19 protein-coding genes are annotated in these 23,541 nt (G+C 63.1%); 12 read left to right on the plus strand and 7 right to left on the minus strand.

The window, feature by feature from the left end; genetic code table 11:
* Positions 1-83 precede the first annotated feature (83 nt).
* The 4 genes from GA645_RS19405 (at position 84) to GA645_RS19420 (ending at position 3,946) form a co-directional block, all read left to right on the plus strand.
* Positions 84-680, plus strand: coding sequence for a glutathione S-transferase family protein (locus GA645_RS19405; protein ID WP_152224599.1), 597 nt, complete (start codon positions 84-86; stop codon positions 678-680).
* Positions 681-696: 16 nt separating this feature from the next.
* Positions 697-1,611, plus strand: a complete 915-nt coding sequence (locus GA645_RS19410) for a pyridoxamine 5'-phosphate oxidase family protein (protein WP_152224600.1) — start codon at positions 697-699, stop codon at positions 1,609-1,611.
* 13 nt (positions 1,612-1,624) lie between these two features.
* Positions 1,625-2,524, plus strand: coding sequence for an MBL fold metallo-hydrolase (locus GA645_RS19415; protein ID WP_152224601.1), 900 nt, complete (start codon positions 1,625-1,627; stop codon positions 2,522-2,524).
* Between the two features lie 138 nt (positions 2,525-2,662).
* A complete protein-coding gene (locus tag GA645_RS19420; protein WP_152224602.1) occupies positions 2,663-3,946 on the plus strand; it encodes an OprD family porin in 1,284 nt (427 codons plus the stop codon).
* A gap of 58 nt (positions 3,947-4,004) precedes the next feature.
* On the opposite strand, the gene GA645_RS19425 is transcribed toward GA645_RS19420, so the two are convergent.
* Positions 4,005-5,213, minus strand: a complete 1,209-nt coding sequence (locus GA645_RS19425; protein WP_152224603.1) for an ammonium transporter — start codon at positions 5,211-5,213, stop codon at positions 4,005-4,007.
* A 405-nt stretch (positions 5,214-5,618) separates the two neighbouring features.
* Between GA645_RS19425 and GA645_RS19430 the strand changes: the two genes are divergently transcribed.
* From GA645_RS19430 to GA645_RS19450, 5 genes are all read left to right on the plus strand, one after another.
* On the plus strand, positions 5,619-5,936 hold the full coding sequence (locus tag GA645_RS19430; RefSeq protein WP_152224604.1) for a YqjD family protein: 318 nt from the start codon (positions 5,619-5,621) through the stop codon (positions 5,934-5,936).
* Between the two features lie 3 nt (positions 5,937-5,939).
* Positions 5,940-6,323: a phage holin family protein gene (locus GA645_RS19435; RefSeq protein WP_152224605.1), complete on the plus strand. Its 384-nt coding sequence runs from the start codon at positions 5,940-5,942 to the stop codon at positions 6,321-6,323.
* The gene (locus GA645_RS19440) at positions 6,320-6,640 is read left to right on the plus strand and encodes a hypothetical protein (protein ID WP_152224606.1); all 321 of its coding nucleotides are present in this window, start codon (positions 6,320-6,322) and stop codon (positions 6,638-6,640) included. The genes GA645_RS19435 and GA645_RS19440 overlap by 4 nt, the downstream gene beginning before the upstream one ends.
* 74 nt (positions 6,641-6,714) lie before the next feature.
* Entirely contained in the window at positions 6,715-7,881 is a 1,167-nt protein-coding gene (locus GA645_RS19445; RefSeq protein ID WP_152224607.1) for an EAL domain-containing protein, read from the plus strand.
* Between the two features lie 68 nt (positions 7,882-7,949).
* The gene (locus tag GA645_RS19450) at positions 7,950-9,281 is read left to right on the plus strand and encodes a deoxyguanosinetriphosphate triphosphohydrolase (RefSeq protein WP_152224608.1); all 1,332 of its coding nucleotides are present in this window, start codon (positions 7,950-7,952) and stop codon (positions 9,279-9,281) included.
* A gap of 3 nt (positions 9,282-9,284) precedes the next feature.
* Here GA645_RS19450 and GA645_RS19455 read toward each other — a convergent pair whose 3' ends face one another.
* Both GA645_RS19455 and GA645_RS19460 read right to left on the minus strand, forming a co-directional pair.
* The gene (locus tag GA645_RS19455) at positions 9,285-12,932 is read right to left on the minus strand and encodes a transporter substrate-binding domain-containing protein (protein WP_152224609.1); all 3,648 of its coding nucleotides are present in this window, start codon (positions 12,930-12,932) and stop codon (positions 9,285-9,287) included.
* Between the two features lie 8 nt (positions 12,933-12,940).
* Entirely contained in the window at positions 12,941-13,567 is a 627-nt protein-coding gene (locus GA645_RS19460) for a response regulator transcription factor (RefSeq protein ID WP_152224610.1), read from the minus strand.
* Positions 13,568-14,504: 937 nt separating this feature from the next.
* Between GA645_RS19460 and GA645_RS19465 the strand changes: the two genes are divergently transcribed.
* Positions 14,505-14,837: a response regulator gene (locus GA645_RS19465; RefSeq protein WP_152224611.1), complete on the plus strand. Its 333-nt coding sequence runs from the start codon at positions 14,505-14,507 to the stop codon at positions 14,835-14,837.
* Positions 14,838-14,888: 51 nt separating this feature from the next.
* Here GA645_RS19465 and GA645_RS19470 read toward each other — a convergent pair whose 3' ends face one another.
* Positions 14,889-15,236: a YggL family protein gene (locus GA645_RS19470; RefSeq protein WP_152224612.1), complete on the minus strand. Its 348-nt coding sequence runs from the start codon at positions 15,234-15,236 to the stop codon at positions 14,889-14,891.
* Between the two features lie 267 nt (positions 15,237-15,503).
* On the opposite strand from GA645_RS19470, the gene dacB reads away from it, so the two are divergent.
* Positions 15,504-16,949: a D-alanyl-D-alanine carboxypeptidase/D-alanyl-D-alanine-endopeptidase gene (dacB, locus tag GA645_RS19475; RefSeq protein ID WP_152224613.1), complete on the plus strand. Its 1,446-nt coding sequence runs from the start codon at positions 15,504-15,506 to the stop codon at positions 16,947-16,949.
* Positions 16,950-16,980: 31 nt separating this feature from the next.
* On the opposite strand, the gene GA645_RS19480 is transcribed toward dacB, so the two are convergent.
* Both GA645_RS19480 and rlmKL read right to left on the minus strand, forming a co-directional pair.
* Positions 16,981-19,395: a diguanylate cyclase gene (locus tag GA645_RS19480; RefSeq protein WP_152224614.1), complete on the minus strand. Its 2,415-nt coding sequence runs from the start codon at positions 19,393-19,395 to the stop codon at positions 16,981-16,983.
* Positions 19,396-19,511: 116 nt separating this feature from the next.
* A complete protein-coding gene (rlmKL, locus tag GA645_RS19485; protein ID WP_152224615.1) occupies positions 19,512-21,695 on the minus strand; it encodes a bifunctional 23S rRNA (guanine(2069)-N(7))-methyltransferase RlmK/23S rRNA (guanine(2445)-N(2))-methyltransferase RlmL in 2,184 nt (727 codons plus the stop codon).
* Positions 21,696-22,180: 485 nt separating this feature from the next.
* Here rlmKL and rmf point away from each other — a divergent pair, with 485 nt between their 5' ends.
* Positions 22,181-22,399 (plus strand): ribosome modulation factor, encoded by a 219-nt coding sequence (rmf, locus tag GA645_RS19490; protein ID WP_152224616.1) that lies wholly within the window; start codon positions 22,181-22,183, stop codon positions 22,397-22,399.
* Between the two features lie 100 nt (positions 22,400-22,499).
* On the opposite strand, the gene GA645_RS19495 is transcribed toward rmf, so the two are convergent.
* Positions 22,500-23,525 (minus strand): quinone-dependent dihydroorotate dehydrogenase, encoded by a 1,026-nt coding sequence (locus tag GA645_RS19495; RefSeq protein ID WP_152224617.1) that lies wholly within the window; start codon positions 23,523-23,525, stop codon positions 22,500-22,502.
* Between the last annotated feature and the right edge of the window lie 16 nt (positions 23,526-23,541).

Raw genomic sequence — 23,541 nt, forward strand, 5'->3', positions numbered from 1 at the left:
ATCTTTCCACTTGAACTATACAGACCTGTCTGTCTAATATCCATTCCGCAGTCCCCACAACAAACAACGCAAGGGAATTCGCCATGAAACTGCACGACGTTCCGCTCTCCGGTAACTGCTACAAGGTGCGCCTGTTCCTCGGACTGATCGGCCAGCAGGCCGAACTGCTTCCGGTCGACCTCGTCGGTGGCGCGCACAAGCGCCCGGCGTTCCTGGCGATCAACCCGCGCGGCCAGGTGCCGGCGCTGGAGGATGGCGAGCTGCGCCTGGGCGACTCCCACGCCATCCTCACCTATCTCGCCCGGCAATACGCCGAGCCACGCTGGAACCCGCAGGACGCCGTAACCCAGGGACGCATCGCCCACTGGCTGAGCTTCTCCGCCAACGAAATCCAGCACGGTCTCGCGCTGGCGCGGGTGATTCTGCTGTTCAAGCGCCCCGGAGACCTGCCGACCGCCCAGGCCAAGGGCCGCCACGCGCTGGAACTGCTCGACGCGACCCTCGCCGAGCGCCGCTGGCTAGCGCAGACCAGTGAGCCGACCATCGCCGACATTGCCGTCTATCCCTACGTGACGCTTGCGGAGGAAGGCGGCCTGGAGCTTTCCGGCTATCCCTATGTACAGGACTGGCTCGCCCGCATCCGCGCCCTGCCCGGCTACGTACCGCAACCTCGGCTGTAAGGCCGGGAGGTGACTGATGGACACACCCTTCCACCCCGGTGAACTGGCGATCCAGGAGCGGGCCGGTGTCCGCGAACAGGTCGAAGGCTTCGGTAGCCGGGCGATCCGCAGCTTCATGCCGGACCAGCACCGCGAGTTCTTCGCCCTGCTGCCGTGGCTGCTGGTCGGCAGCGTGGATCCCGACGGGCAGCCCCAGGCTTCGGTGCTCTGGGGCTCGCCAGGGTTCGCCCATTCTCCGGAACCGGAGCATCTGCGCATCGACGCGCTGGCAGAGGCGGACGACCCGCTGCATGCCAATCTGCACGCTGGCGCCCTCCTGGGGCTGCTCGGACTCGAGCTGCCGACCCGGCGGCGCAACCGCCTCAACGGCCGGGTGGACACCATGGACGGTGAAGGCTTCAGCGTCCGCGCACTGCAGTCCTTCGGCAACTGCCCGAAGTACATCCAGTCACGCCACTGGCAGGCCCTGCCGCGCACTCCCGCGCCCAGCCTGGACGGAGTCGGCCTGGACTCGCGCTGGGTGGAACTGACGACACGCAGCGACACCCTGTTCATCGCCAGCCGGCACGCCGGGGTGAATGGCGGCGTCGACATCTCCCACCGAGGAGGCCCACCGGGCTTCCTGCGGCTCGGCGAGGACGGCCAGCTCTGGCTACCGGACTATTCCGGCAACAACCTGTTCAATACCCTCGGCAACCTGTTGCTGGAACCATGCTGCGCCCTGCTGCTGATTGACTTCGACAGCGGCGACCTGCTGCACCTGCAGGCGACCGCGCGCATCCACTGGCCGCAGGACGGCGCACCTTCTTGGGCGCCCGGCGCGCAACGCATGCTCAGCCTGCGCCCCGGTGCCTGGCGGTTGCGGCGCGCGCGCCTGCCGCTGGGCTTCTCCGAGCTGCAGTACTCGCCATTCCTACCGACCGCCGACTAAGAGGAACGCCTCCATGCGACTGTCTTCCCTGCTGCTGGCCGGGGTGCTCGCCCTCGCCTGCCTGAATGCCACTGCCGGTGATCTGCGCTTCGCGCTGGTCCGCACCTCCGGTGTCACCACCCTGGACGCTTTCACCGTCGCTGACGGCGACTGGACTCGCCAGGTACCGCTCAACCACACCGCCGTGCTGATCCAGCATCATGCCGCCACCCTGCTGTTCGACACGGGGCTGGGCAGCCAGGCGGACGCGCAGTTCAAGCAGGACATGCCCTGGTGGGACAAACCGCTGTTCCGTTATGAAGGGCTGAAACCGGTACGCGATCAGTTGCACGGCAGCGGCATCCGCATCGACCGCATCCTGCTCTCCCACGCGCACTGGGACCATGCCTCCGGGTTGTCGGACTTTCCCGACGTACCCGTCTGGGCGCCCTACGAGGAGATCAACTACGCCCACATCGCGCAGCCGCCGGCCGTGTTTCCCAGCCAGTTCCGCCATCCGGTGAAGTGGGTGCCCTTCCAGTTCGAACCGACCCCCTTCATGGGCTTCGATGAGAGCCTCGACCTGTTCGGCGATGGCAGCCTGGTGCTGGTGCCGATGCGTGGCCATACGCCCGGCTCGGTGGGCCTGTTCATCACCCTGGACGACGGCCGACAGTTCTTCTTCAGTGGCGATACCACCTGGCAGTTGTCGGGCTTCACCGGGCCCCACGAGAAGTTCTGGATTAGCCGCCGCCTGGTGGACAACGACCGTGAGCGCACCCTGGCCGAGGTGGCGCGCGTGCACCTGCTGATGCGCGCATATCCGCAGTTGACGGTCGTTCCCGCCCACGACGCCCAGGTCCAGGACCGTCTCGGCTACTACCCGCATTGGGTCCAGGCAACCCGCCGCACACGCCGTCCGGCGCTTCAATAGCCAGCTCACTAATCAACGACTAAGGTCTAAGAGTCGTCAACATTTTGTAATGATTTAGTAGGTAGGCTGTAACAGATCGACATGTCGCCACCATTCGGCATCACCGACCTGCCCAAAGCGCTCGAGGAGACAATAACAATGAGCAAGACCCCGATCGCCCGTGCCGTGGCCCTGGCCACGCTGGGCACCAGCATTACCGTACCGACCATTGCACACGCCGACTTCATCACGGACAGTAAAGCCAGCGTTGAACTACGCAACTACTACTTCAACCGCGACTTCCGCACCTCCACCCCAGCCCAGCAGAGCAAAGCCGAGGAATGGGCGCAGGGCTTCATCCTGCGTTACGAGTCGGGCTATACCGAAGGCACCATCGGTGTGGGTCTCGACGCCATCGGCATGCTGGGTCTGAAACTGGACTCCAGCCCGGGCCGCACCGGCACCGGCCTGCTGCCCAAGCCGTCCGATGGTTCCGCACCGGATGACTACAGCAAGCTGGGCGCCACCGCCAAGTTTCGCTACGAGAAGAACGTGCTGAAGACTGGCACCCTGATTCCGAAGCTGCCGGTCATCGTGCCCAACGACAGCCGCCTGCTGCCGCAAGTCTTCCTGGGTACCGGTTTCAACTCGACCCAGCTCGATGGCCTGAACTTCGACGCCGGCCGCCTGAACCAGACCAACCTGCGTGACTCTTCCGACTACCAGGAGATGACCCTCACCACGGGCGGCAAGAAGAACATCGCCGTCACCAAGGGGCTGACCAGCAACGAGTTCTACTACGGTGGCGGCACCTACAACTGGACCAAGGATTTCAGCACCGGTTACCACTACGGCCAGTTGACCGACTTCTACAAGCAGCACTACCTGACCCTGGGCTGGACCCTGCCGATCACCGACGGCCAGTCGCTGAAGACCGACCTGCGCTACGCCAAGTCCACCGATGACGGCGGCAGCAACGTCGACAACAAGGCCTTCAACGGCATGGTTACCTACAACCTGGGCTACAACGCCTTCGGCCTTGGCTTCCAGAAGATGAGCGGCGACACCGGCTTCGCCTACATCAACGGTACCGACCCCTACCTGACCAACTACGTGCAGATCCTGGACTTCGCCAACAAGGACGAGAAATCCTGGCAGGCCCGCTACGACTACAACTTCGCCGGCCTCGGCATCCCTGGGCTGACCTTCATGACCCGCTACGTGAAGGGCACCGACATCGATCGCCTGAACACCGACGAGGAAGGCCGCGAGTGGGAACGCAATACCGACATTGCCTACGTGTTCCAGGACGGCGCACTGAAGGGCCTCGGCCTCAAGTGGCGTAACGCGACCACCCGCAGCAACTTCGCCGCCAACACCGCGTCGAGCAATGACGTGGACGAGAACCGCCTGATCGTCAGCTACACCATGCCGCTCTGGTAACCCCGGAGGCGGAACAAAAAAGCCCGGCATCTGCCGGGCTTTTTCCTTGCTGGATCACCTAATCCTGGTTGATGGCACCGATCTTGTGGATCGACAGGTCGGCACCGTAGTACTCCTGTTCCTGGGTCAGGCGAATCCCCACCAGCCGCTTGATCAAGCCATAGACCAGCAGACCGCCAGCGAACGCCAGCGTCACCCCGGTCAACGTCCCGACGACCTGGCTGGCCAGGCTGACACCACCGATACCACCCAGCGCCGGCTGACCGAAGATGCCGCACGCGATGCCGCCCCAGGCACCGCACAGGCCGTGCAGCGGCCAGACACCGAGCACGTCGTCGATCTTCCAGCGCACCTGGGTCGCGGTGAAGGCCCAGACGAACAGCGCGCCCGCCACCATGCCGGTGATCAACGCACCGACCGGGTGCATCAGGTCGGAGCCGGCGCAGACCGCCACCAGGCCGGCCAGCGGACCGTTGTGCAGGAAGCCGGGGTCGTTGCGCCCCACCACCAGCGCAGCCACGGTGCCGCCGACCATCGCCAACAGCGAGTTGACCGCCACCAGGCCGCTGGCGCCGACCAGCGTCTGCGCGCTCATCACGTTGAAGCCGAACCAACCGACGATCAGCACCCAGGAGCCCGCCGCCAGGAACGGGATGTTTGACGGCGCAAAAGCCACCAGCCGCCCCTCGCGATAGCGGCCATTACGCCGCCCCAGCAGCAAAACGGCCGCCAGCGCCAGCCAGCCGCCGAAAGCGTGCACCACGACGGAGCCGGCGAAATCGTGGAAGGTCGCCCCGAACTCGGCCTTTAACCAACCCTGGAAACCGAAGTTGGCATTCCACACCAGCCCTTCGAAGAAGGGGTAGAGGAAGGCCACGATCAGCGCCGTGGCGCACAGTTGCGGACCAAACTTCGCGCGCTCGGCGATGCCGCCGGAGATGATCGCGGGGATCGCCGCGGCGAAGGTCAGCAGGAAGAAGAACTTCACCAGGGCATAGCCGTTCTCCGTCGCCAGGCTCGCGGCCGGTTGCAGGAAGTTCACACCGTAGGCGATCCAGTAGCCGACGAAGAAGTAGGCCAGGGTCGAGATGGCGAAGTCCGAGAGAATCTTCGACAGCGCATTGACCTGGTTCTTCAGGCGCACCGTGCCGACTTCGAGAAATGCGAAGCCGGCATGCATGGCCAGGACCATGACCGCGCCCATCAGGATGAACAGGGTGTTGGAACCGTGGACAAGGGTTTCCACGGCGCTATTGAGGTTTTCCATCGCTACAGGCAGCCCCGGAGGTCAAGGGGAAAGCACCAAAACAGCCCGCGACCACCACCCTTCGCACCACCCTGAAGCAGCAGCGCACCAAGCGGGAGCCTACCGCTGCCCCGAGTTCGCTCACAGGCGACTGGACCAGCACGACTGTTTTCTGTACTTCCTTTTGTTTTTCAATGTATTGAGCGTATTTCTCCGGCTTTTCACGACGCCGGAAGCGCCCCGCGACGGGGCATTCCGCTCTCCTTGCGCACCAGGGAAATGCAAGCGGCATACCACCCGAGCAAAAATCAGCGACTAGTCTTTACCGCGTGGCTTTGGCATCGCCGGGTGCAGAACTTATGAGAAACTTCCCCGGCCTATGGGGCTCGAAAAATTAAGAACCTCAACCCGATCAAGGAGCATCACATGCCTCGCAAGACCGCAGTGAACGCCGCCAGGGAAGAACTCCTGGCGGAATTCCAGGCCCTCGTCAGCGACACCGAGAAACTCCTGCAGAGCTCCGCCGACCTGGCCGGCGCCGAAGCCGACCAGATGCGCGAGCAGATCAACTCCAGCCTCAAGCGCGCCCGCGAAGCCATCTACTCCACCAAGGACACCCTGCGCGACCAGAGCAAGGCCGCGGCGGATGCCACCGAGGAATACGTCAACGAGCATCCCTGGCAGGCGGTCGGCATTGCCGCCGGCATCGGCTTCCTGCTCGGCCTGCTGGTGAGTCGGCGCTGATCCATGAGCGACGGAACGGACGCCGGCAAGGCCAACTCCCCATCCCTGCGGCGCCTGGGCGCCGCCTTCCTCGGGCTGCTGCACGGACACGTCGAACTACTGGGCATCGAACTGCATGAACAGAAGACGCGCACCGTGCAGATCCTGCTGCTGGCAGGGCTTGCCCTGGTATTCGCGATGCTCCTGCTGATCGGCCTATCGACGCTGATCCTGCTGGTGTTCTGGGACAGCTATCGGCTGCAGGCGGCCATCGGCCTGTGCCTCTTCTATATCGCCGGCAGCGCCCTGTGCGCCTGGCGCCTTTATCAACTGCTCAGCGACGAGAGCTCACCCTTCAGTGCGACGCTCGACGAGCTGGCTCGTGACCGGGAGCGCCTGTTGCCATGAGCGAACTGCCGGAGTCCATGCGTCACCTGTCTCGCGCGGAACTGCGCAAGGCCATCGTACGGCTGCGCCTGGAAATGCAGCGCCAGCAACTCAAGCGCGAGAGCGACCTGCTGCTGCAGCCCCTCAAGAACGCCCGGCATCTAGGCGAGAGCCTGCGCGGCAGCAAGCCCCTGTGGGCAGGCGCCGGTGGCGCGGCGGCATTGGCGCTACTGATCGGCAAGCGCCGCTGGATTCGCCTGCTGCGCATCGGCATCGCCCTGGCCCCGCTGCTGCTGCAACTGCGCAAACCACGGAGCGAGACGCCACCACCGTCCTGAGTGGCCACATTCTTGCTACGTGACAAGGACCCGCGCCGCTGGCGCTTGCTGTCACACCACTAAGGATGTGCCCCGTGACCGAAGGACAACCGATCGCCTGCTTCCAACCCTTCATCGACACCGCAACCGGTCTGGTCGCGGGTGTCGAGGCCCTGGGGCGCCTGCGTCAGGACAATGGAGAACTGCTTTCGGTCGGGCCACTGTTCTTCAACCCGAGAGTCAGCCTGAGTGAGCTGCGCCGGCTCGACCGGCAGATCCGCGATGCGGCCCTGGCGCGTATCCACGAAGCACCGGCGGACTGGTTCCTCAGCCTGAACATCTCGCCGCGCTGGATCAGTCGCCTGCGCCCGAACCAGCCGTTGCCCAGCCTCAGGCAATTGGAGCAGCAGGGCGTCTCGCCCAAGCGCGTGGTCTTCGAGATCACCGAGCTGGGCGGCGGCCACCAGCGTCTACCGGAAGTGGTCGCGCGCTACCGCGAAGCCGGTGCACGCATTGCCATCGACGACTTTGGCGCCGGCTATTCGCAGCTCGACCGTGTGCTGGCACTGCAGCCGGATATCCTCAAGCTCGACATGCGTCTGTTCCAGGCGGCCGCCCGTGGCGGCCCCAGCGGCGACGTGGTGAAAGCCCTGGCGCAGATGGCCGAGAAGACCGGCTGCTGGATCATTGCCGAGGGCGTGGAAACCGAGGAGGAAATGGACTTCGCCCTGGAGTGCGGCGCGCGCTACGTGCAGGGCTACCTGTTCGCCAGACCCGCACTGGATTTCCCGGCCGGCAATGCCTTCCGCGAAGCCTTTGCCCAACGCCGTGATCACTACGTGCGGCGCAAACTGCAGGAGCGCGCCGACCTCATTCAGCTGCGCCAGCAACTCGCCGAACTGATGGACATGCTGCGCCCCTGGGCCGAGAGCGGCGCCATCCTCAGCAGCCTCCCCGCAGCGCCGGAATCCTTCCCTCGCCTGCTGCGTATCTACCAATGCGACCGGCATGGCACCCAGACCTCGCCGAACCTGGAGTGGAACGGCCTGTTCTGGAAGGAAGACCGGCGCTACCTGGGGCACAACTGGTCCTGGCGCCCGTACTTCTACCAGTTGCTGGCAGAAGGCTGGGAAGAACGACGCCTGACCCTGTCCAATACCTACCGCGACGCCACCTCCAACCAGTACTGCATGACCGCCGGGCAGTTCATCGACCAGGGCCGACGCCTTCTCCTCATCGACATCGACGCCGAGGGCCTGTAGCACCGTGATTGAGATTGCCAGCGCGAACGGCTAGCGTTGCCGGTAACCCCCTGATTGCGGAACCACGAATGGACTGGCACACCCTGCTCCCCCGGGAGCGACTCGGCAAACCGGTACACAGCAGCGCCGAACTCGGTCGCAGCGCCTTCCACAAGGACCACGACCGCATCATCTTCTCCGGCGCCTTCCGTCGCCTGGGCCGCAAGACCCAGGTGCACCCGGTATCGAGCAACGACCACATCCACACACGCCTCACTCACTCGCTGGAGGTCGGCTGCGTCGGTCGCTCGCTGGGCATGCGTGTCGGCGAGATCCTTCGCGACCGGCTGCCGGATTGGTGCGACCCGGCCGACATGGGGGTGATCGTGCAGTCCGCCTGCCTGGCCCACGACATTGGCAACCCGCCCTTCGGACACTCCGGCGAAGATGCCATCCGCCACTGGTTCCAGCAGGCCGCAGGACGTGGCTGGCTGGACGACATGAATGACGAGGAGCGCTCCGACTTCCTGCATTTCGAAGGCAACGCCCAGGGTTTTCGCGTGCTCACCCAACTCGAGTACCACCAGTTCGACGGTGGCACGCGCCTGACCTACGCAACCCTCGGCACCTACCTGAAATACCCCTGGACCGCCCGCCATGCCGACTCACTCGGCTACAAGAAGCACAAGTTCGGCTGTTACCGCAGCGAGCTGCCGCTGCTGGAGCAGATCACCCAGAAACTGGGCATGCCACAGCTGGAGGACGAACGCTGGGCCCGCCACCCACTGGTCTACCTGATGGAAGCTGCGGATGACATCTGCTACGGGCTGATCGACCTAGAGGACGGCCTGGAAATGGAGCTGCTCGAGTACGCCGAAGTCGAGGCACTGCTGCTCGACCTGGTGGGCGACGATCTACCGGAAACCTATCGTCAGCTGGGTCCGAATGACTCCCGCCGGCGCAGGTTGGCGATCCTGCGTGGCAAGGCCATCGAGCACCTGACCAATGCCGCGGCGCGGGCCTTCGTCGAGCAGGAGCCGGCACTGCTGGCCGGACAGCTGGCCGGCGACCTGGTCGAGCACATGCACGGGCCCGCCAAGCGCTGCGTGCAGCGGGCCAAGGCCATGGCGCGGGAAAAGATCTTCCAGGACAAACGCAAGACGCTCCATGAAATCGGCGCCTACACCACCCTGGAAATCCTCCTCAACTCCTTCTGCGGCGCAGCACTGGAACAGCATGGCGGACGAACCCCTTCGTTCAAGCACCGGCGAATCCTCGACCTGCTCGGCCAGAATGCACCGGACCCGAGCTGGCCGCTGTACCGCTCCTTCCTGCGTGTCATCGATTTCATCGCCGGTATGACGGACAGCTATGCCACGGAGCTGGCTCGGGAAATGACCGGACGCTCCAGCCCGAGTTGAGCCTTACGCCACCCGCCCGGACCTGGCCAGTTGTTCGCTGAGTCCTCGCTGCAGTTCGTCCATCGCCGAGACGACAGCCGACACCTTCGCGCGGATCTCGGCTAGGCCCGGATGATCAAGGCAGGCGGCCTCGAGCTCGGCGCAGCCCTCCTGCAGGGCACGTGCATTCACCAGGCGGGCGGCGCCTTTCATGCGATGCGCCAGGTCCCCCAGCCGCTTCCAGTCCTGCGCCTCCAGCAACGGCCCGACCTGCTCGATGTCGGTGTCGTTGCTGCTGTGCAGCTCTTCCAGCAGCCGCCGAATCAAGACAGGGTTCCCCTCCGTCATTTCCTCCAGCAACCGGAGATCAACGCCCTGAGCGGTATCACGTTCGGCGTCATCCACAATGCAGGGAACGGACTCCAGGCGCTTGCGTAGATTCTCAAGGCCGATGGGCTTGAACAGGCAATCGTTCATACCGGCCCGGCGACAGTTTTCCACTTCATCGGGCTGGGCATTGGCGGTGAAGCCGAATATCACGCAAGGCTCCACCTCCATTTCCAACTCCAGTTCACGAATGCTGCGCGCCAGGTCATAACCGGTGAGTACCGGCATGTTGCAGTCCGTAATCACCAGGTCGAAATCCCCGGGATGCCAGATCTGCAGAGCCTGGACGCCATCAGCTGCGACGTCCACCTGATGCCCGAGGTGCTCGAGCTGCTGTGTCAGCAACAGAAGGTTGGCGGCATGGTCATCAACGACCAACACCCGGAGCGACCTGCCCTGGATCTGTGGCGCCACTTTTGGAGCCATCGTCTCTTCCAGCATCGGCTCCAACGCCTGCAAGAGCAGATTCACGCTGACCCGCGTGCCGTATCCCAACCGACTGTCCAGACGAACGCTGCCACCCATCATTTCTGCCAGCTTGCGGCAGATAGTGAGGCCCAGCCCGGTACCGCCACGAGAGGCGTGGCTGCTCTGCGACGCTTGGCTGAACGGTTCGAAGAGCTGTGCCTGATCGCTGGCGGATATCCCGATTCCGCTATCTTCAACCGCGACATTCAGCGCGATGCGATCTCCGGCCAGACGCTCCCCGCACACCTGAATCCGCACCTGCCCCTTGTCGGTGAATTTGATGGCGTTGCTGACCAGGTTCGACAGGATCTGTTTGAAACGCAGCGGGTCGATCAGAACGTCACAGGCAGCGTCCGCCTCCAGCTCCACCTTGAGCTCCAGTCCCTTCTGTCGCGCCAGGCCATCGAACACTCGGGCAATGGACTCGACCAGCTCACGCAAGCGAGCCCGCTCCGGCATCAGCGTCAAACGGCCCGACTCGATCTTGGCGACATCGAGGATGTCGCCGATCAGAGTCAGCAGTGACTTGGCCGAGTCATAGGCAACCTCAACCGGCTCACGCTCCCAATGCCCGTGATCCGAGCGGGTCAAGGCCAGCTCGAGCATGCCGATCACCGCATTCATCGGGGTGCGGATTTCGTGGCTCATGTTGGCCAGGAAGGTACTCTTGGCGCGGTTGGCTTCTTCGGCCAGGTCCTTGGCAAACTGCAACTGATGGTGCAGGCGCTCGCGCTCGGTGACATCGAGCCAGCCGCTCACCAATCCCAGCACCTCGCCTTTCTCCCCGCGATAGGGCGTCGCCCAGTGGTAGACCTCCATCTCGTTTCCGCGCAACCGGAGAACCCGGTCCGCCGTCAATGCCTGCCCTTGAGCCATCGCCTGGAGGAGCTCATCGTGCAACGCCTGAGCCTCCTCGGCAGGCAACCAATCGCAATCGATGAGGCGACTGCCTTGAGCGCTTTCACGCGTCATGCCCGTCACCTCCAGGAAGCTGCGATTGCAGGTGAGCAGGCGTCCCTCGCGATTACGCACCGCAATGGGATGAGGGATTCCGTCGATCATCGCGCGCTTGAACCCGAGCCGATAGCTGAGTTCCTTCTCCGACAACTGACGGCGGCGAACCTTCACCTGCAGGCGCCAGTTCCACAGCAGCACCGCGCAAATCAACACGATGCCGCCCCAGACCAGTTGCACTATCCGGGTGCGATAGCCTTCCCAGATGCTATCGGGGCCCTCGACACTCGCCGACCAGCGGCCGATGACGTTGGCCATGTCATCCGGGGAGATGGCCAGTATTGCCTTGTTCAGGATACTCAGGAGCTCAGGGTCCGTCTGCGACACGGCAATCGAGAACTGTCCAGGCTCGCGATCGAGGGAGGCGGCAACACGCAGGTCCCGGTAGTAACGCGAGATCAGGTAATTGGCCGAGGTCGACAGATGAATGCCCGCGTCCACCTTGCCCTCACTGATCATCGGCAGGTCATCGATGTTATTTTCCACCGGCACGATTTGCGCTTCCGGATACTGCTCGCGCATGTAGTTTTCCAGGACGGAGTCCTTGGGCACGGCCACACGGCGGCCGCGAAGATCGGCCAAGGTGTGGAACCATTCAGCATGCTTTGGTACCACCACGACAAAGGACGCCGTCATGTAGGGTCGGGTGAACGTCAACCACTCCTCCCGCTCCACGGTCGGCGTCAATGCGCCAATTGCCGCCGCCTTTCCATTCCTGACGTCGTCCAGCATTACAGTAACGCTCGACTCAGGCCGCACGTCGAAGCTCAGTCCCGTGCGCGCATGGATGAGGTCCAGCAGGTCCGCAGTGAGCCCGCGGAAATTCTGCTGTGAATCGAAAAAGGAAATCGGCGCCAGCGCTCGATCGACCACCAGGACCGGGTGCGGGTTACGCTCGATCCAGCGCTGCTCCTGGGGAGTGAGGATCAGTCGCTGGTTGGCGATGGAATAGGCACCCCCCGGACTCCAGCGACGCTGGATGGCGTTGTCGAGTTGTTGCGGCGTCGCGGCCAATGCGTGATCGAGGATCCTCAGCAAGGGATCATCGGAGCTCCTGACGGCAAAGCTGAAACCCGCGCCATTGAAGCCGGCGAAATTGAGCGGCTTCAGGTTGGCGAGATAGCCCTGGTTGATCACGTACTGCGCGCTGAACGCGTCCCCCACGAACAGATCCGCCTGGCCGAATGCTACCGACTCAAGCGCTTGCCGCACGGATGGGGAAGGCATGACCGTGGCCTTGGGAAAGTACCGGGCGATCTCCTCGCTGGAGAAGTAGTCACTGACGACCGCAATGCGCTTGCCCAGCAACTGCTCCCCCCTGTCCAGGCGCACGCCCGGGGGGCCAACGACGACTGACTGATTGGTGAAATAGGGTTGGGACAGGCTGATCCCTGGAGCGCTCGACTCGTAGTGGGTCGCACGGCTCAACAGGTCGATCTCGCCGTGCTGGAGTGCGTCGATCGCAGAGTTTCTATCAGCGTAGCGGCGCACTTCGACGCGCACATTCAGCGCCTCGGCGATCACGCCCATGTAATCGGCGGTGACACCCTCCAGATCCGTACCACTGGCGGTGACGTCGAACGGCGCGTAATCGGGCGCAGTCACCCCCAGCACGAGGGTGCGCTTGCTCCGCAGCCACTGCCAATCCGTCTCATCCAGGTGAACCTTGACCGGGACATCCGACGAGCGCGCCAGTAGATTCATCGAGGACCAGGAGGGCAAATCCGCTCCCACAGCACCGAGGCAGCCCACCAGCAGTATCGCCGCCAGTGCAACGCGAAGGTGCCCACGCCAGTTGAACATCGCACACCTCAGACCAGAGCGTTTCGCTTGGCAAACTCGATCAGATCGACCAGGGAATGAGCGTTCAGCTTCAACAGCAGGCGCGTCTTGTAGGTACTGACCGTCTTGTTGCTGATGAACATCTGCTCGGAGATCTCCTTGTTCGAGTAGCCGTTTGCCAGATACTGGAGTACGGCCATCTCGCGGTCGGAGAGGCGCTGGATGAGCTCCTGGTCGTCCATTTGCCCGCTGTTTCTGCGCGTCTGCCGAATGGCGGTGCTGGGGAAGTAGTTGTATCCCGCCACCACGGCGCTGACCGCGCTGATCAGTTCGGCCAGCCCTCCCTGCTTGCAGACGAAGCCCGAAGCGCCGGCCTGCATGCAGCGCATGGCGAACAGGGAGGCGCTCTGCCCGGTCAGCACCAGGATTTTCAGCGGCAGATCGAAGGCGGAAATTCGGCTGATGACCTCCAGGCCATCCAGGCGGGGAATTCCGATATCCAGGACAACCAGATCCGGAACCAGGTCCTTGACCAGGGAGAGAGCATCCACGCCGTTGTCCGTCTCGCCTACGACGACATGGCCTTCTTTTTCCAGCAATACCCGCATCGCCATGCGGATCACCGGGTGGTCATCGACAATAAGTACCTTGCTCACGGAATCCCTCCGACAGTTTTCATCAAGTGAAATATCTGCCGGTAAGATATCTTCTAAGCTTGCTCTGTCGAGACGACCCCCCCTCGATATTAATCATCAAGGGAGAATCCTACACAACAAGCGTAGATATCCTACAAAACACCTAAGAGCCCGGCCTCGCATCTTCAACAAAACAAAAAGCCTAGTCCCTATATCCGATTTCTCGACGGAATCTTCTGACATCAATTGAGCAAAACACCGACATCGCTTTTTTGACCGCTTCCGCACTATCGACAGGCCCCCTGTCCATAATGGAACTCCAGGATGACCACCACGCAATTGATGATCCCGGAGAATCTTCCGCCCCCGAGCCAGCCCGCCCTGCTCGATCTTGACGCTCGCCCCCCGCACTCTTCGCGCTACGCCCCACGTACTGGACGACCCGCAGGAGTTTCGCCAGGGCGTATAGGAGGTCCTGATCGAGGTCACGACAGGGGTGAATGGTGTATCCGCCAAATTATATTGGCTGATACCGAACCTGGCCGAATGGCACAAATCTCAAGTACAGAATGAAGTTGAAAGACCAAGCCGCCTGACAACACTGGCAGGACAATTCGATACTTATAAGCACACAGGTAAATCATCCGCAACTTTACTTCCTCCCGCACAACACCAAGGAAGCTCAGCAAAATCAAAGTTATCAGGATTTAGAAGCACATTTTCAACCAAAGACAATTTCAGAAACCAGCCGACAACATAACGGACAATCATTCATACGCCAAACCAACTCCAAACACGGAGCAAGTTTCCGAATATATTTCCTGGGCCTGATAAAAATTCAAACCTGCACTTCGAACTGAATAGGCAAGCAATGCCATATGCTCGGATATTTATTTCAACCGCGAACTAGAGACAACCACCGGGAACTCGAACACTCGATGCCCCAGGAGACATCGCCATGCAGATGCATCTTAACCGGATGGAGTTCTTCTACCTGACGCCAGCGCTGGACGCGGAGGAGGCCCGCGAGGCTTGCCAACGCCGCGGCAGGCCCTTCGACCTGCTGCTGTGCGACATCAATCTCCCGGGAGTCAGCGGCATAGAGCTGCTCAACGAACTGGTGAGCAGCGGTGGCATACGCCAGGCGATACTGTTCAGTTGCAAGGAAAACGACGAACTGCGGGCGCTGGAGAAAAACCTCAAGGCAAGCGGCCTTCCCCTTCTCGCCTGCCTGTCCAAACCCCTGGAGCAGCGGACGCTGCTGCGAACACTGGGCAAGAAAAGCGCATGACACCCCGGATGCACCGCTGCCCTCGGCAGCAAGTGCATCTCGAGCGCACCGCTATTGCGCTGTTGCGTTGATCGGCTGATCCGGATACCAGGCGTCCATCAACGGCCCTGCCGTGAAGCCGGCGAGTTCCGGCTGCAGCTTGAGCCAGCCGTCGACAATGGCGCGCTGCTCTTCGCTGACCGAGCCGCGCTGTGCCAGGCAGACGAAGCCGTACTCGTCACAGCCGCCATACACCATGTCGTTGGGCTCTACCGCATCGGATGCGAAGCGCTGCATGAATGCCGCGATCGCCGCTGCATCCAGCCCCTCCTTGTATTGGAAGCTCAACTCGAATCCCAACTCCTGGAATTCATCGACACACAGCTTCTTGCGCAAACGACGGGAACGATTAGTGGCCATCTGACAATCTCCTGCGGATAAGACGACGGTTCGACCTCATCATGACAATTCCAACTGTCCGGCGCGATCCGGACAGGTCATCCACAACATTAACAGCTCCGCCGGCCCTGCCATGACAACTGGCATGTGTTGCCCAGCGCAACCCGCGGCAGCTTGCGGCATAATGTCCGCAGCTCCGGGGGAACAAGGAGCGTTCATTCGTATTATTGCGTTTCATCTTTTCATTTTTTCATGTCAATGCCCGACCACTGGGATGTCACCTTTCCTATGTTCAAATCTCTGCGTGTTCTCGCCTTCGCCACATTGCTACCGCTCACCCTGCCGGCCCTGGCCCAGATCAACACCACCCTGCCTGATCGCGTCGAAAAGGCCCTGAAGGCCAGCAAGCTGAACAATGACGCGCTGTCGCTGGTGATGATTCCCCTCGAAGGCCCCGGCAACGCTACCTATTTCAATTCCGATGTTTCGGTGAACCCAGCCTCGACCATGAAGCTGTTCACCACCTACGCCGCCCTGGAGATGCTCGGCCCCACCTACAAGTGGCAGACCGAGTTCTACACCGACGGCCAGCTCAAGGATGGCGTGCTCAACGGCAACCTCTACCTCAAGGGTGGCGGCGATCCCAAGCTGAACATGGAGAAGCTCTGGCTGCTCATGCGCGACCTGCGCGCCAATGGCGTCAGCAAGGTCACTGGTGACCTGGTGCTGGACCGCAGCTACTTCAACATCCCGCAACTGCCGGTGTTCAACGACGACGGCGGCGACGACAACAAGCCCTTCCTGGTCGGCCCCGACTCCCTGATGGTCAACCTCAAGAGCGTGCGCCTGGTCGTGCGTTCCGATGGCGGCAAGGCTAGCGTGCTGATGGACCCGCCACTGGCCAACGTACGTATCGACAATCAGATCCAGGTGAGCAAGGCCGAGCCCTGCCCGGCCTGGCCGAAGCTGCGCTTCAGCCCGGTCACCCAGTTCGACGGCACCTCGCTGGTGGCGACCGGCCAGATTCCCCTGGGCTGCAGCGCCCAGACCTACATGTCGCTGCTCGACCACCCCGGCTACACCGCTGGCGCCGTTCGCGGGATCTGGCAGGAACTGGGCGGCACCATCATGGGCAAGGACCGCGAAGGCAGTGTGCCGAAGAGCGCCAAGTTGGTCGCCCGCGCTGAATCGCCGGATGTGGTCGAAGTCATCCGCGACATCAACAAGTACAGCAACAACACCATGGCGCGTCAGCTGTTCCTATCCCTCGGCGCGCATTTCCGCAGCGGTGCGGACGCCGATGACGCCCAGGCCGCGCAACGGGTGGTTCGCCAATGGCTGGCGCGCAAAGGCATCACCGCCACTCACCTGGTGATGGAGAACGGCTCCGGGCTGTCCCGCGACGAGCGCGTCAGTGCCCGCGAAATGGCTGCGATGCTGCAAGCCGCATGGCACAGCCCGTACGCCGCGGAGTACATCTCCTCGCTGCCGATCGTGGCGAAGGACGGCACCATGCGCAAACGCCTGCGCGGCACCCCGATGGCCGGTGAGGCGCACGTCAAGACCGGCACCCTGAACACCGTACGCGCCCTGGCCGGCTTCAGCCGTGATGCCAATGGGCGTACCTGGGTGGTGGTGGCGATCCTCAACAGCAACCGTCCGTGGGGAGCGTCTTCCATCCTCGACCAGGTACTGCTGGATCTCTACAGCAGCACCAAACGCGCGGGCGAATGACGAACAGGGGCTCCGGCGTTCGCCGGGGCCCTTACTCGTCGTCGCGTTCCAGGCAATCCCGTCCCTGCCGCTTGGCGCGGTACACCGCACGGTCCACCTTGCGCAGCAGATCGTCGGCGGTCTCGCCGATGCGCCAGCCGGCCACCCCGAAGCTCGCCGTCACCACGCCGATCCCCTCCACCGGCTGGCTGCGCAGTGCCTGCCACAGCGCCTCGGCCAGCTGCATGGCCTGCTCCACCGAGCTGCCCGGACACAGCACCACCAGCTCCTCCCCACCCAGCCGGCAGAACACATCCACCTTGCGCAGGCGTTGGGAGACTCGTTGGCACAAGGTGATCAGCACGGTGTCGCCGGCCTCATGGCCAAAGCGATCATTGATGTCCTTGAAGTGATCGACGTCGAACATCACCAGCGACAACGGCTCGCCGCCGCGTGAGCTGCGCGCCATGCTTAATTCCAGCTGCTCCTTGAAGTAGCGTCGGTTGTGCACGCCGGTCAGCGCATCGGTGACCGAAAGCCGCCGCAGCTCAAGCTCGGCTTCCTTGCGCCGGGTAATGTCGGTGGCGATGCCCAGGTAACCGGTCATCCCGCCCGACGAATCCCGCACGCCAGTGATGATCAGGTTGATCTTCAGCTGTCGGCCATCGCGGCGAACGCAGGTCCACTCGTATTCCTCGTGCCCTTCGCCGACCAGCGCGCCGACCACCTCGAACCCGCGGATCTCGCGCCCCAGGACGCTCGACAGATCATGCGCCCGGCGGCGGATCTCTTCCTTGACAAAGATGTTTTCCGGCACCGGTCGACCCAGCACTTCCCGCGCGCTGTAGCCGAACAGGCGCTCGGCGCCGACATTGAAGCTGCGCACGAAACCGCGCAGGTCAGTGGACACGATGGCGACCTGGGTCGCCGCATCGAGGAGGCCGTGCAGGCGGTTGTTGACCTCGCCCAGCTCCAGCTCCACCGCCTTGCGCGAACTGATATCGGTCTGCGTACCGATCATGCGTCGCGGTGAGCCGTCGTTGCCGCGCTCCACCACCTGGCCACGATCCAGCACCCACAGCCAACGGCCACTCTTGCAGCGCAAGCGGTGCTCGCTCTGGTACAGCGACGTCTCGCCACGCAAGTGTCGCTGCAGCGACTCGGTGCGGGCGGCCTGATCATCAGGATGAACCCGGCGCATGCACTCGTCGGGGCTCGTACCGATTTCCGCATCGCGAAAACCCAGCATGGCTTTCCAGGCATGGGAATAGAACACCTTGCCCAGGTTGACATTCCAGTCCCATACGCCATGACCGGCGCTATCCATGGCGAAGTGCAGGCGCGCCTGGTTCTCCTGCAGCTCCAACTGGTTGGCGCGCAACTCGGCGGTACGCTCCTCCACCAGTTGCAGCGCGCGCTGGCGTTGCCCCAGCAGCGCCAGCACGTAGCCAGCCAGCAGCAGTGAGGTCAAGAGCCCGCCCAGCAGCACCCACAGCTGCGGTTGCCCCTCGTTGCGTTGCAGAAAGTCGTCGGAAGGCTCGATACGAACGAGATAGTCCCGCCCGGCGAAATCCAGGTGCCGCTCCGCCACCAGCCCGGAACCCTGTGCGGCTTTCACTGCACTGCGATACATCGGCACGTCCACGCCCGGCTCGGCGCTATCGCGCAATGTCAGGGCCAGTTGTGCCAGGCTTCCCGCATCCATGCCCTGTTCGATCAGCAGGCGATAGCTGATCGCAGCCACCAGCATGCCTTGCAGGCCACCCAGGTTTTCCTCCACGGAACGGGTCGTCACGCTGCCCAGGTAGAACGGCGCGGCCAGCAGGACACCGGCCGCGTCCTCGGCTGGCGCCCCCGGCAGGACCACCGGCATCGACGCGGCCAACTGCCGGCCGATGAGCACCCGCTGCGTCAGCTCGCGCCCCGGTACGGTGGAACTCAGATCGAGTCCGAGCGGCAACTCCTGCAAATACTCGGACGCCCCGTAGAGCACGGGAAAGTAGCGCTCGCGGACCGGAGCGGGAAGCGGATGGCCCTGCGAATCGAGATCGTGGATCAGATAGTCGAGCATCCCCGAGGCCTGGACCCGCTCTTCGAACGACGCGCGTCCGCCCTGCTCGATCCTGGGCAGCCAGGCATATCCCAGGGTATCGCCCAGCAAGGGACTGACGAAGTGTTCGAACTCCTCGCGCGATACCTCATTGGAGTTCTCGAAGAAGCGCTGGATGGATTCCAGTTCGCTGCTCTGCAGCAGCAATCGCTCACGGACGCGGTCGACCCGCTCGTTGGCCGCCAGGGCGAACTGTTGCTCCAGGGCCGTGCGCGCATCGCGCCAGACATTCCAGCCCAGCAGCGCCGTCAGCAGTATCCCCGCAGCCAGCACCATGCCAGCCGCACGCAACGCCTTCTTTTGGCGAGCGACTCCCCGAGCGGCAGGCAACTGCTCATAGGCCGGCAACTGAGTCATGGGGACTCCCGCTTTCAGGGCTGCGGAAAAAGTACCCAGTTCTTATAGCAGATAGTGGCAGATTGCCCAGAAACTCACTCGACGCACGGCCACAGGCGGCCGTGCGCCAGCCAGCATCAGCGTACGCTGATGCGCCAGGCCCGGTGAATCTTGCCGTTGCGCGCGAAGTCCGGGTCCAGTGTCTGTGCACTGATTTCCTCGACCTGGTAGCGCGCCACCAACCCCTCGTCCAGCTCGAACTTGCGGAAGTTGTTGGAGAAGTACAGCACCCCGCCCTTGGCCAGGCGCGCCATGGCCAGGTCGATCAGCTCGACGTGGTCACGCTGCACATCGAACACGCCTTCCATGCGCTTGGAGTTGGAGAAGGTCGGCGGATCGATGAAGATCAGCTCATATTCACCCCGATCCTCGCGCAGCCACTCCATCACGTCGCTCTGCACCAGACGCTGCTTGTCCGAGAAGCCGTTCAGCGACAGATTGCGCCGAGCCCAATCCAGGTAGGTCTTCGACAAGTCGACGCTGGTGGTGCTGCGTGCATCGCCCCTGGCCGCGTGCACGGTGGCCGTGGCGGTGTAGCAGAACAGGTTGAGGAAGCGCTTGCCCTTGGCCTCACGCTGGATGCGCAGGCGCATCGGCCGGTGGTCGAGGAACAGACCGGTGTCGAGATAGTCGGTCAGGTTGACCAGCAGCTTGACGCCTCCCTCTTCCACTTCCATGAAGCGGCCTTCGGCGTTCTGCCGTTCGTACTGCTTCTTGCCGGCCTGACGCTCGCGGCGCTTGATCACGATACGTTCGGTGGGAATGCCCAACGACTGCGGCAGCGCCGCCAGGGCATCGAGCAGGCGGGCCTGGGCCTTGGCCGGGTCGATGGACTTGGGCGCGGCGTACTCCTGCACATGCGCCCAATCTCGGTACAGGTCCACGGCCAGGGCGTACTCGGGCATGTCCGCGTCATACAGGCGGTAGCACTCGATCTTTTCCTTGCGCGCCCATTTGCCCAGCTGCTTGAGGTTCTTCTGCAGGCGGTTGGCGAACATCTGCCCGCCTTCGCTCAGGCGCGCCTGCTCGATCGCCGCGGCGCCCTGGCCCGGCGTCGACTCACTGCGCTCGCCGCGTTCTCCGGTCACGAACTGACGCGGTTCCACATCCAGCATGATCAGCTTGCAAGGCAACGCGCCGTTGAAGAACGCGTATTGCTTGTGGCTGCGGATACCCATGCGCTTGCCCAACTCCGGCGCACCGGTGAATACCCCGGCGCTCCAGCCCAGACAGCTCTGGCGCAGACGCTCACCCAGATGCTGGTAAAGGTAGAGCAGGCTGGCTTCATCACCCAGGCGCTCGCCATAGGGCGGGTTGCAGATGATCAGGCCCTTCTGTCCCTTGTCCGGGCGCGGCTCGAAGGTCGCCAGTTCACCCTGGTAGATCTTCACCCACTCGGCCAACCCTGCGCGCTCGATGTTGTTGCGCGCCGGCTGGATCAGTCGCGGATCGGCCTCGTAGCCGCGAATCCACAGCGGCGTCTTCGCCAGGCCGACTTCGGCGCGGTGCTGGGCTTCCTCGACCAGCTTCTTCCAGATTGCCGGCACATGGCCCAGCCAATTGGTGAAGCCCCAGCGCTCGCGCTTGAGGTTCGGCGCAACGTCGGCAGCGATCAGGCCGGCCTCGATGAGGAAGGTGCCAACACCACACATAGGGTCGGACAATGCGCCGCCTTCAGCGGCGATCTTCGGCCAGCCGGCACGGATCAGCACGGCGGCGGCGAGGTTTTCCTTCAGTGGCGCAGCGCCCTGCTGGAGACGGTAGCCACGCTGGTGCAAGCTATGCCCGGAGAGGTCCAGCGACAGCACAGCCTGGCCGCGATCCAGGTGCAGGTGAACACGGATGTCCGGGTTCACTTTGTCCACCGTCGGCCGCTTGCCGAACTCGGCGCGCAGGTTGTCGACGATGGCGTCCTTGACCTTCAACGCACCGAAGTGGGTGTTGTCGATGCCCGAGCCCTTGCCGCTGAACTCCACAGCGAGACTGCCGCCGGCGTCCAGATGATCGCTCCATTGAACGGCGTTGACGCCCATGTAGAGGTCTTCGGCGTTATTCACCGGAAAGCGCGAAAGCACCAGCAACACCCGGTTCGCCAGGCGCGACCACAGGCACAGTCGATAAGCCGTTTCCAGGTCGCCCTGCCCGCGTACCGCCGACACCTGGGCGCGTGCCTCTTCAAGACCCAGTGCCTGGGCCTCGTCCAGCAACAGGCCATCGAGCCCCTTGGGGCAGGTCAGGAAAAATTCGTAGTGTTCCGCCATGTCAATCTTCCCGGGCCGCAGCCCTTTCTTTTTAATGAAGCTCCTCCAGGGAGCCTCGTCGGCCATCCGCGCGATAGGTTTTCCGCGAACAGCAATCGGTGTTCATTTTCCGGGACGGAAGTTCAATTTGTCTGCGACCCCGAGTCGCACATCGCTGGCCCGCTCGTCGGAATGAGAGAAAGTCGCAATTAGACACACTTTCCCCTTGACCCGGTAGAACCCCGCGCCCCTTGGGGGTTACGCGATGATGGCACTTTCCAACCGGGCAAATTCTTATGGCTTGATTCCATAAGAGTTAAGTCTTTATGACAAATTGGTTGTTCACAGCCCCGAAGGCATTGGTTAGAACTCAGCTTAATCCGTTATCGCAATGTTAACGGGCGGAGCGCGTCACGCCGGCAATGCGCTCCATTGGCGGACAATCCGCCGGGCCTCCCTGGGGGGGCCAACGGGACATAACAGTCAGCAAGTGAGGGCAACACCCTATGAGAAGACTTAAGCGTGATCCGTTGGAAAGAGCCTTTTTGCGTGGTTATCAGCACGGCATTACTGGAAAATCTCGCGACCTCTGTCCGTTTACCCATCCCACCGCACGGCAATCCTGGCTCAATGGCTGGCGTGAGGGCCGTGGCGACAACTGGGATGGTTTGACCGGCGCCGCCGGTATTCAACGTCAGAACCAGATGCAGCACGCAAGCGGCTGAATCCAGGTTCACACCGATTTCCCCAAGCCGCCCCATCCGGGCGGAAGGGCGCAAGCCCAAGGGCTCCGATAAGGAGCCCTTTTTTATTTCTCCGCTGTTTTCAGCCGCGCTTGGCCGCAGCGATCGCATCCACCGCCTCGCGGATCAGCGCCGGCCCGTTGTAGATGAAGCCCGAATATATCTGCACCAGGCTCGCCCCCGCGGCGATCTTCTCCGCCGCATGGATGCCCTCGGTGATACCGCCGGCGGCGATGATCGGCAGACGCCCGCCCAGCTCACCAGCCAGCACCTTGACGATGTGGGTGCTCTTCTCGCGCACCGGCGCGCCCGACAATCCGCCCGCCTCATTGCCGAAGGGCAGGTTCTCGACGCCTTCGCGACCCAGCGTGGTGTTAGTGGCGATCACCGCGTCCATGCCCGACTCGATCAGCGCAGCGGCCACCATGGCGGTTTCCTCGTCGCTCATGTCCGGGGCGATCTTGATCGCCAGCGGCACGCGGCGACCGTGCTGCGCGGCCAGGTCTTCCTGGCGCTGACGCAGGGCCTCGAGCAGCTGCTTGAGCGAGTCGCCGAACTGCAGGCTGCGCAGGCCGGGCGTATTCGGCGAGCTGACGTTGACCGTCACGTAACTGGCGTGGGCGTAGACCTTGTCCAGGCAGATCAGGTAATCATCCACCGCCCGCTCGACCGGCGTATCGAAGTTCTTGCCGATATTGATGCCCAGCACGCCACGGTACTTCGCCGCCTTGACCCGCTCGATCAGGTGATCGACGCCATGGTTGTTGAAGCCCATGCGGTTGATGATGGCGGTAGCCTGCGGCAGGCGGAACAGACGCGGCCTGGGGTTGCCGGGCTGTGGGCGCGGGGTGACGGTGCCGATTTCGACGAAGCCGAAGCCCAGTTGCGCGAAGCCATCGATGGCGTCGCCGTTCTTGTCCAGGCCGGCCGCCAGTCCCACCGGGTTGGCGAACTCCAGGCCCATCACTTTCACCGGCAGGCTGGCCGGCGCCTTGGTCAGCAGGCCATTGAGGCCGAGACGGCCGCCGGCACCGATCAGGTCGATGGACAATTCGTGGGAAGTTTCCGGGGAAAGCTTGAACAGGAGCTCACGGGCCAGGCTGTACATGGTCGGGCATCGGTCG

Origin of the sequence: Pseudomonas sp. SCB32, assembly GCF_009189165.1 — a bacterium.
Taxonomy (GTDB): Bacteria; Pseudomonadota; Gammaproteobacteria; order Pseudomonadales; family Pseudomonadaceae; genus Pseudomonas.